The sequence below is a fragment of the Aneurinibacillus sp. UBA3580 genome, assembly GCF_002375825.1.
Classification (GTDB): Bacteria; Bacillota; Bacilli; order Aneurinibacillales; family Aneurinibacillaceae; genus Aneurinibacillus; species Aneurinibacillus danicus.
This window is the reverse complement of sequence record NZ_DFMZ01000031.1, coordinates 14,130-29,312: the sequence shown is the minus strand read 5'-3', so window position 1 is coordinate 29,312 and position 15,183 is coordinate 14,130. Positions and strand designations below refer to the sequence as shown.

Here is a 15,183-nt window from a genome sequence, read left to right as displayed (position 1 = left end):
AACGACGAGCCGCAGGCGGGTGTCGGTTCAATCCCGACAGTGCTGCACCCTACCCACCCTGCACTGACCATCGTCAGATTTCATGGCCGCAACGTATCGGGGTGGCACAGCAGCGGACAGCCGAACTGGCGGGATATACGCTATTTATATCGGTACAGCACGGAAGAATTGAAGGAGTGGAAAGAGAAGCTTGAATTCCTGCAGACTAAATCTCAGGAAGTGTGTGTCGTATTCAATAACAATTCCGGTGGCGATGCAGCAGACAATGCGAAGGAAATGATGGAACTTCTTGGCATTGAATATGAGGATTTAGGACCGAGGCAGCTAAAATTTTTTTAGTAAATATGAAAAAATTATTAAGTGAATATTAAATGAAAAAAATGGAAGAAAGCGGTTCGGAGCATGCTTTTTGCGGACTGTTTTCTTCCTTTTTATTGAATGAAAAACTTTAATCAGTCATTTATGAAGAAATTATGAAGTCGAATTGTGAAATTTTATTGTCGATTTTGTTACAAGGTCACAGGATTTCGGTAACTTTGCTATAATAGGCATCGCATCCTAACTTTATTAACATTAACACCATGAAAAGGAGAGTAAGATAGCAGAATTTTACTAAAAAACAAAACATGGATGTGGAGCTGTCTTAAGGAAACAGAAGGGAGGTAACTCGAGCAGTTATGACTAAAAAAGGACTTGTGAAATTGGGCACAATTTTTCCCTTTTTACTGCTATTGCTCACTGGTTGTACAGAAAAGATTGAGGTTTTAGATCCTCAGGGACCGGTCGCTCGAAGCCAGTATAACTTAATTCTCTGGTCTTTTGCACTGGTAGCGATTGTATTGATCGTTGTATTTGTTGCATTTACTATTATTCTCATTCGTTACCGTGAGAGACCGGACAATATGGATTATGAGCCGCCGGAAACACAGGAAAACAGCAAACTGGAAATTATCTGGACCGTGATTCCGTTTTTAATCGTTGTTGCTCTTGCCATTCCGACCGTTCAGATTACGTACGGGTTGGAGAAAAAGCCTGAGCAAGAACCGATTAGAATTCAGGTAGTTGCTGCGGACTGGAAGTGGATTTTCAAGTATCCTGAGCAAGGAATCGAGACGGTGAACTATGTTCACATTCCGGCCGGACAACCGGTTGAGTTCCAGCTTGACGCAACGGAAAACATGAACTCCTTCTGGGTGCCGAAGCTGGGCGGACAGGAATACACGATGCCCGGACACACAGGATATCTTGTGCTGCAAGCGGACAAACCGGGCGAGTATGACGGAAAAAGCAACAACTTTACGGGTGAAGGTTTTGCCCATATGAAGTTTAAAGTCATTGCGCAAGAACCTGAGGACTTCGATAAGTGGGCGAGAGAAACAAAAGCAACAGCACCGAAGCTGACGGACGAGAAGTTCCAAGAAATCATTAAAAAAGGCGTACTGGAAGAACGTCTGACATTTTCCAGCACGCATGATGACTCTGTGATTCAAAGTGTGCATCAATATCGTAAAAAATCTGGCGAATCTAACGGCCATCAACAACATTAATAGAGTAACTTTGTGACGGAAGGAGGAAGGAAAAGTGCGTTTGGATGAATTTTTTGTAACAGGCGATCCAATGATTTATGCTGCGGACGTTTCGATTGTTTTAACGATTATTGCGATCGTAGCTGTACTAACGTACTTTAAAAAGTGGAAATGGCTCTGGACAGAGTGGCTGACTACCGTTGACCATAAGAAAATCGGTATCATGTACATTCTTGCTGCTCTTTTGATGATGTTCCGGGGTGGGGTAGACGGATTGCTAATGCGTATCCAGTTAGCTGCGCCGGACATGAAATTCCTGGAGTCTGAACACTATAACCAAATCTTTACCACACACGGTACGCTCATGATTATCTTCATGGCGATGCCGTTTATCTTCGGTATGATTAACATCGCGATGCCGTTGCAAATCGGCGCACGCGATGTGGCGTACCCCTGGCTGAACGCCCTGAGCTTCTGGCTCTTCTTCGCGGGTGCGATGCTGTTTAACATTTCATTCGTTATCGGCGGGTCTCCGGATGCCGGCTGGACCAGCTACACGCCGCTGGCAAGTATTGAGCACAGCCCGGGCGTAGGTCAGAACTATTATCTCTGGGGCCTGCAGCTCTCCGGTATCGGCTCACTGGCGAGTGGTATCAACTTTATGGTTACCATTCTGAGAATGCGCGCACCGGGTATGACATTAATGAAAATGCCGATGTTCACCTGGTCCGTATTTATTACATCCATCATTATCGTGTACGCGTTCCCGATTCTGACAGTTGCTCTGGCGCTGTTGACTTTTGACCGTATGTTCGGAACCCACTTCTTTACGGTCGATGGTGGCGGTATGCCGATGATGTGGCTAAACCTGTTCTGGATGTGGGGACACCCTGAAGTATATATCGTTGTTCTTCCGGCATTCGGTATTTTCTCCGAGGTCGTAAGTACGTTCTCGCGTCGTCGTCTGTTTGGTCACCATGCGATGGTTATGTCCATGGCCGCTATCGCGGTTCTGAGTTTTATCGTATGGGTGCACCACTTCTTTACAATGGGTGCAGGACCGGCCGTTAACTCATTCTTCTCGATTTCGACGATGCTTATTGCTGTGCCTACGGGCGTTAAGATTTTTAACTGGTTGGCTACGATGTACAAAGGACGCATCCGATTTACGGTTCCGATGCTGTGGACGCTTGCGTTTATCCCGAACTTCGTCATCGGTGGTGTAACAGGCGTTATGCTTGCGGCTGCTCCGGCTGACTATCAGTACCATAATAGCTATTTCCTCGTAGGGCACTTCCATTATGTGCTGATTGCGGGTGTCGTATTTGGTATGATAGCGGGTCTGTACTACTGGTGGCCGAAATTCTTCGGCTTCAAGCTGAATGAGCGTCAAGGTAAGCATGGCTTCTGGTGGTTCATGATCGGGTTTAACCTTACGTTCTTCCCGCAGTACATTCTCGGCCTGATGGGTATGCCGCGCCGTATTTATATGTACACTAACGCGGATTGGAGCCTGCTGAACATGACGTCTACCATCGGTGCGGTTATGCAAGGTATCGGCTTCTTGATTATTTGCTACAACATCTACTGGAGCGTTCGTTACGCGCCCCGTACAAACGAAGCAGATCCGTGGGATGGCGGCCGTACACTGGAGTGGGCAATTCCTTCTCCGGTACCGTATTACAACTTCTCCCGCGTACCTGAGATTAAAGAATTAGATCCGGTATGGTATGCGAAGAAACGTGGTGAGAAGTTGATCGACGGTCCGCTTGAGAAGATTCATATGCCAAGCAACTCCGGAGTACCGTTCATCCTTGGTCAAATCTTCTTTGTCTTCGGTTTTGGCTTTGTCTTCGGATGGTTCTGGATGGTTATTCCGGCTTTCATCGCCATCTTGCTGTGCATGGCCTGGAGATCGTTCGATTATGATGATGGTTACTACGTGAATGTAGAAGAAATTAAAGAGATAGAGGGGGTATAACGAATGGCAGCACACGTTGATCCAGGGTACAAGGGACCCCTCGAATATGCCACAGAAGAAGGCAGGATGAATATTCTGGGCTTCTGGATTTTCCTCGGAGCCGAATTCGTTCTCTTCTCGTGTCTGTTCGCCATGTACATCGTGCTGCAGGGTAGTACGGCAGGCGGACCGACGTCGCAGGAACTGTTTGAGTTCAAGAGCATGTTGATCCAAACCCTTTTACTTTTGACCAGTAGTTTTACCTGCGGTCTGGCGATTCATGAGATGCGCCGCGAGAATAAAAAAGGATTGATTATTTGGTTAATCATTACGCTGCTTTTAGGTCTCGGCTTCCTGTATATGGAAATCGAAGAGTTCTTGCTCTATATCTACCATGAGGGAGCTACATGGGGTACAAGCGCATTCTTGTCTTCCTTCTTCGTGCTAGTAGGAACGCACGGTGCGCACGTAACGCTTGGTTCTCTGTGGATGATCAGCATTATTATCCAGTTGGTGCAGCGCGGACTGACACCGAGAACGACACGCAAGGCGTTCATCATTGGTCTGTACTGGCACTTCCTGGATGTTATGTGGATTTTCATCTTTACAATTGTCTATCTGACCGGAATGGTGGTGTAATCGATGGCTTCACATAATAATGAACAATATGTAGAAGAGCATGATCACCACGGTTTTCCGTGGGGGCACGTCATTGGATTTATCCTTTCCCTGGTGCTGACGGGCGCGGCGCTATGGTTTGTATTCAATTCCGGATTGTCCACAAGCGTTGCGATTGGGATCAGTATTGTCCTGGCTATTCTGCAGGTGTTTGTACAGCTGTATATGTTCATGCATATCCGTGAAAGCAAATCGGCACCGTTCCAATCGGGCGCCATTTACTTCGGGATATTCATCGCGCTTACGGTTGTGCTGGGGTCCATCTTCGTTATGTGGTACGTGTTAGTGAGCCACATGTATTGAAAAGAGAGAGCGGGTTGCCTTTATGCGGCGCCCGCTTTCCTTTTACAAAAGGTGAATTTGACTTATGATAAATAGGAGGGCAGGCAAACATAGTACTGAAATGGAGTGATGACGATATGGATAAGAATACAATCGAAAAGCGGCAAGAGCTTGCAACGTTCGCAGGCGGGTGCTTCTGGTGTATGGTTACTCCGTTTGAAGAGATGCCGGGTATTGTAAGCATCGTTTCCGGCTATACAGGCGGCCACAAGGAAAATCCGACGTATGAAGAAGTATGCTCGGAGACGACGGGTCATTACGAAGCGGTACAGATTACGTTTGAACCGGATATATTTCCATATGAGAAGCTGCTCGACATTTACTGGCGCCAGATCGACCCGACCGATCCGGGAGGGCAGTTCTACGACCGTGGACAGTCGTATCAGACTGCGATTTTCTATCACAGCGAAGAACAGAAGCGGCAAGCGGAAGCGTCTAAACAAGCGCTAGAGGAGAGCGGACGTTTTAACAAACCGATTGTTACAAAAATTCTGCCCGCTACTGCGTTCTATCCGGCGGAAGAATATCATCAGAACTACCACAAGAAAAATCCGCTCCATTACAAAATGTACCGTAAGGGCTCCGGACGCGAAGCATTTATTGAAGAAAACTGGGGCAAGAAGCGGGATAAAGAATTACTGAAGCAAAAGCTAACTCCGATGCAATATGAAGTAACGCAAAATAACGGTACAGAGCCTCCCTTCCGCAATGAGTATTGGGATAACAAACGAGAAGGAATTTATGTGGATATTGTTTCTGGCGAACCATTGTTCAGTTCGCTTGACAAGTTTGATTCCGGTTGCGGCTGGCCAAGCTTTACAAAGCCGCTGAACGAAGAGAGCATTGAAGAACGGCCTGACTACAGCCATTTTATGATTCGCACCGAAGTGCGGAGCAAAGAGGCTGACTCGCATCTGGGCCATGTATTCGACGATGGTCCGGCTCCGACCGGATTACGTTATTGTATTAACTCCGCCGCACTGCGCTTTATTCCGAAAGAAGATCTCGAAAAAGAAGGCTATGGGCAATATTTGAAGTTGTTTGTAACAGAATAGCGAATGGAGCTAAGGGGATTCATTATGAAAATAGCAAAAGGTTTATTATATGGCGTACTTGCATGCAGTCTGTTTGGAATTATCGGATGTGCAGAGCAGCCACAGCAATCGGGACAGCCGAAGCAGGAACAAAACCAGCAAGCTCCAAAGGAAGAAAAACTAACATTCTCTGATCCGCGACTGCAACGGATTTCTGAGAAATTCGATACGAAATATACGCAACAAGAGCTGCCACAGGAGAATTTAGTTAAGTACGACTTGATGGAGTTAACATTCGAATATAAGAATGGTACGGTTTATAAAGCGGATGAAAGTGGGTACTTCAGTCTGAACAGTTACCAGGTCAAAAAAGAGAATGAGCTTTACGATTGGCAAAAAGATGATATAGTGACACTGTTTGTTTTAAACGGAGGCGATGGTCAACCCCCGTACGCACTTGAGCAAATTAAGGAAGCGAAAGCAAGGACAAAAGATAAAGACGTGCTTGAGGTTCTTACGGAATTGGAAAAAGGGTTAAAGGAAATGCCAAACGATATTGTTCTCGGGAAAACTTCAGAGGAAGACAGGAAGAAGTACCCCGTAATTCAAAAGTATAAAGAAGTAGAATTGGCTATGCAGAAAGAGAACTATGAGGAGAACAAAAAGAAGTAAAGAATGACATAATAAATGGATCCGGCGCCAGTCTGTTTGGAAGAAAAACAGGCTGGCGCCTTTTTTACAAAGAAATACATTTCTTTAACAGTCTATTCATTCTGCTATAACAATACAGTTGTATGATTTAAGTAACAAGTAAATACGCCAAGGTTGGAGTCCAGGGAGAAACCTCAAATAGAACTTACAAGAAGAGCCGCATAAGGACAAGCGCGGCCTGCGTGCTGTAATTCTATTTAAGGTTTTTTTATTTGAAAGGAGGCAAGTCGTGAATCGCGCCGATTTTTATGCAGGACTTGCAAGCAGTAGAAAGATTGCGTCAGTCAAAGAGGAGAAGTTACTGGAGAAAGCGTTAAAAGCCGATGTGGGTGCTATCGTTCTATCGGTTGGAAATGTTGGTAGCATTGCACGGTACGTACAGCTTTATAAAGCGCATGGTATTCCGGTGCTTATCCATCCGGAACGCATCGGTGGCATGAGCCAGGATAAAGAAGGCATCGCGTTTTTGGCCCGATGCGTAAAACCGGACGGTATCATCACTACCCGCAACCATTTGGTGAAGCAGGCGAAAAAGCATGGGTTGATCACCGTCCAGCGTTTCTTTCTTGTCGATAGTGACGCCGTTAAATCCACCCTTTTTTCCGTCCAGGAGACGGAACCGGATGCGGTAGAGATTATGCCCGCGCTTCTTCCTGAATTTATCACCGAATTTCGCAAACAAATCGCTGTACCGATTATTGCCGGAGGACTGATTTCGAATCGGGAGCAGGTAATGAAAGCGTTGTGCTACGGAGCGATTGCCGTGTCGATGGGAAACCACCATTTATGGAAGGAGAGAGTAGCCGGTGAACCGTATCCGCTGTCGGTTGTTTGATTTGGATGGGACGCTGCTTGATAGCCGGGATTCGGTTGTAGATGCCGTACATACGACAGCAGAAGAACTTGTTTTCTCTGGTCAAAGAGGAACTGGAGACGATATGAAAGGAGTCAAGACGACATGGCCCAGGTCATATTGAAGCAAGTTACGAAAGCATATGAGAGCCAAACCGTCATCGAGAATCTGGATTTAACGATACCGGACGGATCGTTTACCGTGCTGGTCGGACCCTCCGGTTGCGGCAAATCGACTACACTTCGCATGATTGCAGGACTCGAAGAAATAACAGGAGGCGAGCTGTGGATCGGAGATGAACAAGTCAATCACGTACCGCCCGGAAAACGCGATATCGCGATGGTATTCCAGAATTATGCGCTGTATCCGACGATGAGCGTATTCGATAACATCGGATTCGGCCTGCGGAACCGCGGTATTTCCCGTGCCGAAACGAAGCGGCAGGTAGAAGAGATTGCGGAAGTAGTCGGACTGACTGATTATCTGCACCGTAAGCCTTCCCAGCTATCCGGCGGTCAGCGGCAGCGGGTGGCGCTGGCGCGTGCCATGGTGAAGAAGCCGAAAGTATTCCTCATGGATGAGCCGCTATCCAATCTGGACGCCAAGCTGCGCAATCAGATGCGGGTAGAACTGACGGCTTTACATAAACAGATGGGCACGACGTTTATCTATGTGACGCACGATCAGGTAGAAGCGATGACGATGGGAGATCAGATTGTCGTTATGAATAACGGTAAGATTCAGCAGGTTGCTTCTCCCATTGATTTATATTCGATGCCAAAAAATCTGTTTGTTGCCCAGTTCATTGGCTCTCCGGCGATGAACATTATCGCTGCACGCAATCAACCGTCCTGTGTTATCGGGTTCCGTCCCGAGAAAGCGAACATTCATGTGCAAAAGGACGCAGGTCCTCCTGCTGATGCCGGGCTTACGCTTAACGGAACGCTCGTATCCCGCGAAATTCTCGGTTCGGAATTGCTGTATTACGTACAGATAGACGATGAGCGTGTCATTGTCAAAGGCAATACGGAAAGCATTATCGAAATTGGCACGAATGTCCGGGTGTTCGTAGACGTCAAGCAGTTGTATTTCTTCGATAAAGCGACGGGTGCGAGGATTACCGGAGAAAAAATCCGCGGTGTCGCAAGTGCCGTAGTGGGGGGAATCGCATAGATGCGAAACGAAGCGGTAGCGAAGTCGGAAGCGGAAATTTTCGAGCCGATGCATACGCAGGTGGAACCCCGGCCGTATTCACTGGTGGAACGCTGGGAGAAGCTTCGCCCTTATGCGTATGTAGCGCCTGCACTTCTGTTTTTTATCGTATTTTTTTTCTATCCGATCGGATACGTAATTTATCTTAGCTTTCATGATTGGTCACTTTTGAATCTGGAAGAAAAAGAGTGGGTCGGGTTTGCCAATTTCACCGATCTGTTTCAGGAACAAGATTTCCATCAGGTGATAGTAAACACGACTGTCTTTACGGTACTGACGGTAGCGCTGGGCATCGGACTTGCATTCCTCCTGGCACTGTGGCTGAACCGGAAAGCAAAAATCTACGGCATAATCCAGGGGACGATTTTCAGCCCGCATATTATCTCGCTCGTATCCGTGTCTATGCTGTGGATGTGGATGATGGACCCGCAGTACGGATTGCTGAATGCGGGACTAGAAGCGATAGGCTTGCCCGCATATGAGTGGCTTAGCGATACGAAAAGCGCGCTCTTGTCCCTTGTGCTGGTCAGCGTATGGAAAGTAGTCGGCTATAACACGATTGTATTTATCGCCGGTTTGCAGAGCATTCCGCGCGATATTTATGAGGCGGCAGAGCTGGATCGCTCCCCCCGTCTTAAGACGTTATACAGAATTACAGTTCCCATGCTGTCACCCACGATTTTCTTTTTATTGGTCATCAACACGATTTCTTCTTTTCAAGTGTTCGATACGATTGCCATTATGACGCAGGGAGGGCCGGTGAACAGCACCAACATGCTCGTCTACTATATCTATGAACAGGGGATGGATTTCTTCAACGGAGGGCTTGCTTCCGCCGCTTCCGTTCTCCTGCTGGCACTGGTCGGTCTGCTGACGCTCACTCACTTTGCGTTCATGTCCCGGCGGGTGCATTACCGTTAATGCCGGAAGAAAGGAGAAGCTACGGTGTATTTGCTTCGATTATATATATTCAAAACGATGGAATGGCTGGCTCTGCTGGCGGTGGTGCTGATTTTCGCCTTCCCGTTCCTGTGGATGGCGCTAACCGCCTTCAAAACGATGCCGGAGGTGTTTCGCTTCCCCCCGGCACTTCTGCCGGAGAAATGGCAGATTGAAAACTTTGCGGCTGCCTGGAATTCGGGTCCGTTTCTCACATATCTCGTCAACAGTCTGATTGTGGCCGCGGCCATTCTGGTGCTGCAGGTGTTGACAGTCGTACCTGCCGCCTATGCGTTTGCAAGATATAAATTCAAAGGACGAAACGTGCTGTTCGGATTAACGCTGGTGGCTTTAATGATTCCGCCCCAGGTGATTTTTCTGCCGATTTATGTGTTTATGAGCGAATGGAGCCTGGTAAATACGCTCTGGTCACTCATTCTACCTTATGGGGCGAGCGCATTCGGTATCTTCCTGCTGCGGCAGGCGTTCATGCAAGTACCGGATGAAGTCATTGAAGCGGCCCGGCTGGATAATACAAGCGAGTGGAGAATTATGTGGACTGTAATGGCCCCGATGGCCAAACCGGTGCTTGTTACATTCGGGTTGTTCAGTTTTATTTATCACTGGAATGACTATTTCTGGCCGCTTATTATGACGAATGATGAACAAGTGCGCACGCTTCCGCTCGGAATAGCGATGATGAAGTCGAACGAAGGGGATGTGTTCTGGCATATTATTATGGCCGGAAACATGATTCTTATCATCCCGATTCTTATTATCTTCTTTTTCGCGCAGCGGCATATCATCAATGCATTTGTATATCAATCCAAATAGTATTGGATGTTTTATAGGACCTCTGTTCCTAATAAAATTATAAAGAAATCCAGGAGGGAAATCAGACATGCAAAGGTGGACCGGTATTTTTCTGATGGTGTTGTTGAGTGTGTCGCTGCTTGTGGCGGGATGTTCCAGCCAATCCGCTTCCAAAACAGGCGAAGCGGCGGAAAGGGACAAGTCGGCCGGAGCCGGGAACGGCAAACCGGTAGAAATCGACTTCTGGTATGCGCTTGGCGGAAATAACGGCAAAAAAATTGAAGAAATGGTAAAGAAATTTAACGAAACACACAAAGATATTGTTGTAAAACCGGCATATCAGGGCGATTACTACCAGAACCATGCGAAAGTACTGTCTGCTGTAAGTGCAGGCAACCAGCCTGACGTGACGATGGTGGAAGCGGGTGTTGTAGGCACGTTCGCGGATGCGAAAGTACTTGAAGACTTGGGACAGTACGCAAAAGATATGGAGAAAAAATACATTCCGGGCCTGATGGGCAACTCATACTGGAAAGACAAGCTGTATGCCGTTCCGTTTAACCGCTCGACTCCGCTTCTGTACGTAAACCGTGATATGCTGAAAGAAGCCGGACTCGACCCGGCCGGCCCGAAAACGTGGGATGAGCTGATCGAATACTCGCGCAAGCTGACGAAAAAAGAAGGCGGCAAAACGCAAACATACGGTTTCTCTACACCGATTGATATCTGGTTCTATGAAGCGCTTGTTTTTCAAAACGGCGGAAGTATTCTGAGCGAAGACGGCAAGCAGCTTGCCATCAATAACGAGGCGGGCAAAGCGCCGCTGAATCTATGGAGCAGCATGGTGAAGGAAGGCATCATGAAAAACCCTCCGGGCGAGAAATATAACGCATGGGATGTGGCGAAGCAGGATTTTCTGAACAAACGGGTCGGCATGATTTTTACATCGACCGGCGATTTGAAAATGCTTGAATCGAGCGCCACATTCGATGTGGGGACGGCGTTTCTGCCGGCCGGAAAAACATATGGCGCACCGACCGGCGGCGCGAACCTGGTGATGCTGGCGAAATCTTCTGATGAAGAGAAAAAAGCCGCATGGGAATTCATAAAATGGATGACTGACACGCCGCAAACAATCGATTGGTCGCTCGCTTCCGGGTACATGCCGGTTACGACAGAAGCTGTAGAATCCAAGCAAATGCAGGATGTATATAAAGAAAGACCGAACTTGAAAGTGGCAGTCAATCAACTCGAGTACGCAAAAGCGCGTCCGATGGCGCCGGGTTATAATGAACTGCAGGAAGTCATTATGGGTGAGCTCCAGCGCGCAATGCTTGGCCAGGCTACGGCAGATGAGGCGATGGCGGCAATCGAGAAGAAAGCGGAGAAAATATTGAGGAAATAAACGTAAGAGAACGGCATAATTGATGACCGGGAGGACTATATTTTCTCCCGGTTTATATTTTAAGGAAACGGGAGGATAGAACAATGAATCTTTGCATGGCTCATCGGGGCTGGTCCGGCCGGGCTCCGGAAAACACGATGGCGGCTGTTCGTTTGGTACTGCAGCATTCCGAAATTCGCGGAATGGAAATCGATGTACAGCTTTCAAAAGACGGTATACCTGTCTTAATGCATGATTTTACATTGGGAAGAACGGTAAAGGCAGACGGTACGGTAAAAGACTATACGTTGGAAGAATTAAAGCGATTTGATGCCGGCTCATGGTTCGGTTCAGCGTTCACAGATGAGAGAATTCCTTCGTTAGAGGAAGTGCTGGCGGAGGTACGCGGCAAAGTTCTGCTTAACATTGAATTAAAAACGGCAGGCGACATGTACCCGGGGCTTGAAGAAAAAGTGGTAGAGCTGGTATACAAATACGGAATGGAGAATGAGGTATATATCACGTCATTCGACCACGATGCAGTGAAGCGGGTGCATAGGCTTGCGCCTTCGCTGACAAAAGGATTAATTTTTGGGGGAAAGTCGACGTTACTGCATGAACAAATGGCAGAGACCGGTGCATCTGTTCTATCCATTCCTTATCCGTATTTGACGCAGGACTTTGTAAAAGAAATGATTGAGCAAGGCTATACGATGATTGCCTGGACCATAGACGACCCGGAACACATTCGCCGGGTAATGGACCTTCATCCTGAACTGCAGATTTGTACGAACTATCCGGATCGTATGCTTGGATTGACGAAGAAAGAAGCATAATGATACTGCTATCAGAAATTGTAAGTAGGATGAAAAGCCCTAAGCTCTGTTTTGTAAGCAGGGCTTTTTATTTTTCAATTGGGCAGCAACTTTTGTCTTGTAAGTTTTTGTTCTCCTGCTATAATCTATTTTAGATATTTCGTATACGAAATATTAGGAGGAGAAACATTTTATACAGAAAGGAGAGAGCTATGCAGAACGCATCCAGGCAGATTCGTCTTCTTATACGGCAGATTAATCATACCTTCTTTGAATTGTTGGCCAGTGAGCTTGCTGCTTTCAATATTACAGGTCCGCAGCTTCTTGTGCTTCGTTGCCTCAAACATGAACCGCAGCGAATATCAGATATCAGTAAACAGGTGGGGCTTTCCAATAGCACAGTTTCAGGTATTGTAGATCGGCTTGAGGAAAACGGATACGTTCGACGCATTAGGGATGAGCAAGATCGCCGTGTCGTTTGGGTCAACTTCGGGGAGAAATTCGATGACGTTCGTAAAGCAGTGCCCGTCCTGCAAGATAACTATTTCGACGGTATGTTTTCGGGCATGAATGAAGAAGAAGCGCAAACTATCGTACGGTCGTTGCAATTGTTAGCCGATCATTTGAAAGAGAGATTGGAAGAGAAGAAAATTCAAACACGAAATATTTAGATAGAGAAAGTTAAAGAGAGAAAGAGGGAGAAGAATGAATCGAAAGAAAATATTATGGATTCTTCTTTCGGCAATGATCATCAGCGGAGGGGGCATTGGTTACTACTACTGGTACCAGGATGCGCATTACGTTAAAACAGAAGATGCGCGGATTCAAGGTGACCAATATCGAATTATGCCGCAAATTGCCGGGGAAATAATGCGGATTCATGTCGAAGAAGGAGATATTTTGAGGCAAAACGATGCCATCGCAGAACAAGATCCCGCTAATATGGATCCAAGCATGGTCAGCCGTTCTGTATTGCGTGCTCCTATCGACGGTACAGTCGTAAAAATTTATACGAAAGAACATGAGATGGGCACACCCGGTCAGCCGGTAGCGATGATGATGGATATGAACCACCTGTACGTATCCGCAAACATCGAAGAAACAGATATTTCCAAAATCCACCCGGGTCAAACTGTGGATGTCACGCTGGATGCCCTAAACGGAAAAACGATTACAGGCAAGGTGAGAAAAATCGGAAAAGCTTCGAACTCTACATTTTCCCTTATACCGGCAACCAATACCAGTGGTAACTTCAATAAGGTAACTCAGCGAATCCCGGTTGAAATCACCATCAACAAACCGAAAGATATGGAATTGATCCCGGGCACGAACGTGGAAGTTAAAGTCCATATTACATAGCGGGGAGGAATGGATGTGAGTGCTTCCGCAACTGCTTCCGCCGCTCCTCCCGCCGAAACGCCGGGCTATCGCTGGCTTGCGTTAATCGCCGTCATCGTCGGAGCTTTTGTCGCCATCTTGAACAACAGTCTAATCAATGTGGCGATTCCCAAGCTGACGAATGTATTCGGTTCGACGACTGACCGGATTCAATGGGTATTGACCGGATATATGCTGGCTTCCGGCGTTATCATTCCGATTAGCGGGTATATGGGAGATCGGCTTGGCTATAAGAAGTTTTTTATTATTTCACTTAGCGTATTTACGGCAGGTACGTTGCTTTGCGCTGTGGCCTGGAGCGACACGTCTTTGATTGTCGCGCGCATTATCGCCGGATTGGGCGGCGGTGTCATTATGCCAATAAGCATGTCGATTATTTACAAGATTATGCCGCGCGAGCAAATTGGGATGGCGCTCGGATTGTGGGGGATTTCGGCCATGGTGGCGCCGGCTGTCGGACCGACGCTGAGCGGGTATTTAATCGAGTGGTTTAACTGGCGTTTTTTGTTTATTATCAACATTCCGGTGGCGCTGCTTGCAATTGTGCTCGTATCGGTGCTGCTGAAAGAGACGGAAAGAATAGAGGGTAGAGAGTTCGATACATGGGGCTTCGTGCTGGCTGCTGTTTCGGCGGGAACCCTTCTGTATGCGTTGAGCAATGGACAGTCGAAAGGCTGGACCTCGTTTGAAATCGTAGCCCTGCTGTTCATCTCTTTCTGGTCGTTTGTATTTTTGCTTTGGGTGGAGACAGGCAAGGAACATCCAATCATTGATTTAAGCTTATTTAAAAATTTTACTTATACGTTAAGCGTCATTTCTGCAAGTCTGGTTACGGTCGGACTTTTTGGCGGGGTATTTTTGACGCCGATTTTTCTTCAGAACATCCAGGGTGTATCGGCGATCGATACCGGTATCATCCTAATTCCGCAGGCGGTTGCAATGGCGGTGATGATGCCGGTGGCAGGCCGCCTGTTTGACAAGGTGGGCGTCATTCCGCTTGGGCTTACGGGCCTTACGTTAATGAGTGTCATGACGTATGAGCTGCACCGTTTGACGGTCGATACGTCGTTCGGGTGGCTGGAGACGGTTCTTGCGATTCGTGGTATCGGCATCGGTCTCTGTATGATGCCGTTATCTACTGCAGGCATGAATGCCGTAGCGCCGCAGCAGGTTGGAAATGCGTCCTCGCTCTCCAACCTTATCCGGCAGGTGGCTGGGTCGTTTGGCATTGCCGTATTGACCGCGATTATGCAGCAGCGGGCCGCGCTGCATGCGCAGCATATCAGCGAGTCCGTGACCGACCAGGGCATGCAATATTTTCAAAGTATACTTGGGACAAGCGCGATCACTACACTTGGGGGCGTGATTCAGCGGGAGGCTTTAACATGGGCCATTGCGGATACGTTTGTGATTTCCGCCATTCCGCTGTTTATTACCATTCCGCTCGTATTCTTGTTTAAGCAGAAAAAGAAAGCGCCGCAGGCACAAGTGCAGGCGAAATAGAGGTTAAGAGAAAGA

Annotated in this window: 17 protein-coding genes; all 17 read left to right on the top strand. The window is 47.4% G+C overall.

Going from position 1 to position 15,183, the window contains the following annotated elements; genetic code table 11:
* Nucleotides 1-339, top strand: a 339-nt coding sequence (locus B2899_RS05245; protein WP_286884400.1) for a DUF72 domain-containing protein, incomplete at its 5' end; no start/stop codon positions are given.
* Between the two features lie 338 nt (nt 340-677).
* A complete protein-coding gene (gene qoxA / locus B2899_RS05240; protein WP_146809780.1) occupies nt 678-1,547 on the top strand; it encodes a cytochrome aa3 quinol oxidase subunit II in 870 nt (289 codons plus the stop codon).
* A gap of 34 nt (nt 1,548-1,581) precedes the next feature.
* Nucleotides 1,582-3,507 carry a cytochrome aa3 quinol oxidase subunit I gene (gene qoxB, locus B2899_RS05235; RefSeq protein ID WP_146809781.1) on the top strand — a complete coding sequence of 642 codons (1,926 nt, stop codon included), beginning with the start codon at nt 1,582-1,584 and terminating at the stop codon, nt 3,505-3,507.
* 3 nt (nt 3,508-3,510) lie between these two features.
* Nucleotides 3,511-4,125, top strand: a complete 615-nt coding sequence (gene qoxC / locus B2899_RS05230) for a cytochrome aa3 quinol oxidase subunit III (RefSeq protein ID WP_146809782.1) — start codon at nt 3,511-3,513, stop codon at nt 4,123-4,125.
* Nucleotides 4,126-4,128: 3 nt separating this feature from the next.
* Nucleotides 4,129-4,467, top strand: coding sequence for a cytochrome aa3 quinol oxidase subunit IV (qoxD, locus tag B2899_RS05225; protein ID WP_146809783.1), 339 nt, complete (start codon nt 4,129-4,131; stop codon nt 4,465-4,467).
* 116 nt (nt 4,468-4,583) lie between these two features.
* Entirely contained in the window at nt 4,584-5,561 is a 978-nt protein-coding gene (gene msrB, locus B2899_RS05220) for a peptide-methionine (R)-S-oxide reductase MsrB (RefSeq protein WP_146809784.1), read from the top strand.
* 24 nt (nt 5,562-5,585) lie between these two features.
* Nucleotides 5,586-6,212, top strand: a complete 627-nt coding sequence (locus tag B2899_RS05215; protein WP_146809785.1) for a hypothetical protein — start codon at nt 5,586-5,588, stop codon at nt 6,210-6,212.
* 268 nt (nt 6,213-6,480) lie between these two features.
* Nucleotides 6,481-7,086: a glycerol-3-phosphate responsive antiterminator gene (locus B2899_RS05210; protein ID WP_286884399.1), complete on the top strand. Its 606-nt coding sequence runs from the start codon at nt 6,481-6,483 to the stop codon at nt 7,084-7,086.
* Nucleotides 7,058-7,228 carry an HAD hydrolase-like protein gene (locus B2899_RS05205; protein ID WP_286884398.1) on the top strand — a complete coding sequence of 57 codons (171 nt, stop codon included), beginning with the start codon at nt 7,058-7,060 and terminating at the stop codon, nt 7,226-7,228. Before B2899_RS05210 ends, B2899_RS05205 begins: the two co-directional genes overlap by 29 nt.
* The gene (locus B2899_RS05200; protein ID WP_146809787.1) at nt 7,210-8,277 is read left to right on the top strand and encodes an ABC transporter ATP-binding protein; all 1,068 of its coding nucleotides are present in this window, start codon (nt 7,210-7,212) and stop codon (nt 8,275-8,277) included. Before B2899_RS05205 ends, B2899_RS05200 begins: the two co-directional genes overlap by 19 nt.
* Before the next feature lie 48 nt (nt 8,278-8,325).
* Nucleotides 8,326-9,237 carry a carbohydrate ABC transporter permease gene (locus B2899_RS05195; RefSeq protein ID WP_286884406.1) on the top strand — a complete coding sequence of 304 codons (912 nt, stop codon included), beginning with the start codon at nt 8,326-8,328 and terminating at the stop codon, nt 9,235-9,237.
* 57 nt (nt 9,238-9,294) lie between these two features.
* Nucleotides 9,295-10,089, top strand: a complete 795-nt coding sequence (locus B2899_RS05190) for a carbohydrate ABC transporter permease (protein WP_286884405.1) — start codon at nt 9,295-9,297, stop codon at nt 10,087-10,089.
* Nucleotides 10,090-10,156: 67 nt separating this feature from the next.
* Entirely contained in the window at nt 10,157-11,473 is a 1,317-nt protein-coding gene (locus B2899_RS05185; protein ID WP_286884397.1) for an ABC transporter substrate-binding protein, read from the top strand.
* Nucleotides 11,474-11,556: 83 nt separating this feature from the next.
* Nucleotides 11,557-12,288, top strand: a complete 732-nt coding sequence (locus B2899_RS05180; protein ID WP_286884396.1) for a glycerophosphodiester phosphodiesterase — start codon at nt 11,557-11,559, stop codon at nt 12,286-12,288.
* Between the two features lie 191 nt (nt 12,289-12,479).
* Nucleotides 12,480-12,938 carry a MarR family winged helix-turn-helix transcriptional regulator gene (locus B2899_RS05175; protein WP_146809790.1) on the top strand — a complete coding sequence of 153 codons (459 nt, stop codon included), beginning with the start codon at nt 12,480-12,482 and terminating at the stop codon, nt 12,936-12,938.
* A gap of 34 nt (nt 12,939-12,972) precedes the next feature.
* The gene (locus tag B2899_RS05170; RefSeq protein WP_146809791.1) at nt 12,973-13,626 is read left to right on the top strand and encodes an HlyD family efflux transporter periplasmic adaptor subunit; all 654 of its coding nucleotides are present in this window, start codon (nt 12,973-12,975) and stop codon (nt 13,624-13,626) included.
* Nucleotides 13,627-13,641: 15 nt separating this feature from the next.
* Nucleotides 13,642-15,168: a DHA2 family efflux MFS transporter permease subunit gene (locus tag B2899_RS05165; RefSeq protein WP_246147286.1), complete on the top strand. Its 1,527-nt coding sequence runs from the start codon at nt 13,642-13,644 to the stop codon at nt 15,166-15,168.
* Nucleotides 15,169-15,183 lie beyond the last annotated feature (15 nt).

Excerpts from the sequence above, each read along its gene's own strand:
- qoxA (WP_146809780.1), top strand. The coding sequence starts at position 678 with ATGACTAAAAAAGGACTTGTGAAATTGGGCACAATTTTTCCCTTTTTA.
- qoxC (WP_146809782.1), top strand. The coding sequence starts at position 3,511 with ATGGCAGCACACGTTGATCCAGGGTACAAGGGACCCCTCGAATATGCC.
- qoxD (WP_146809783.1), top strand. The coding sequence starts at position 4,129 with ATGGCTTCACATAATAATGAACAATATGTAGAAGAGCATGATCACCAC.
- msrB (WP_146809784.1), top strand. The coding sequence starts at position 4,584 with ATGGATAAGAATACAATCGAAAAGCGGCAAGAGCTTGCAACGTTCGCA.
- B2899_RS05215 (WP_146809785.1), top strand. The coding sequence starts at position 5,586 with ATGAAAATAGCAAAAGGTTTATTATATGGCGTACTTGCATGCAGTCTG.
- B2899_RS05200 (WP_146809787.1), top strand. The coding sequence starts at position 7,210 with ATGGCCCAGGTCATATTGAAGCAAGTTACGAAAGCATATGAGAGCCAA.
- B2899_RS05195 (WP_286884406.1), top strand. The coding sequence starts at position 8,326 with ATGCATACGCAGGTGGAACCCCGGCCGTATTCACTGGTGGAACGCTGG.
- B2899_RS05190 (WP_286884405.1), top strand. The coding sequence starts at position 9,295 with ATGGAATGGCTGGCTCTGCTGGCGGTGGTGCTGATTTTCGCCTTCCCG.
- B2899_RS05185 (WP_286884397.1), top strand. The coding sequence starts at position 10,157 with ATGCAAAGGTGGACCGGTATTTTTCTGATGGTGTTGTTGAGTGTGTCG.
- B2899_RS05180 (WP_286884396.1), top strand. The coding sequence starts at position 11,557 with ATGAATCTTTGCATGGCTCATCGGGGCTGGTCCGGCCGGGCTCCGGAA.
- B2899_RS05175 (WP_146809790.1), top strand. The coding sequence starts at position 12,480 with ATGCAGAACGCATCCAGGCAGATTCGTCTTCTTATACGGCAGATTAAT.
- B2899_RS05170 (WP_146809791.1), top strand. The coding sequence starts at position 12,973 with ATGAATCGAAAGAAAATATTATGGATTCTTCTTTCGGCAATGATCATC.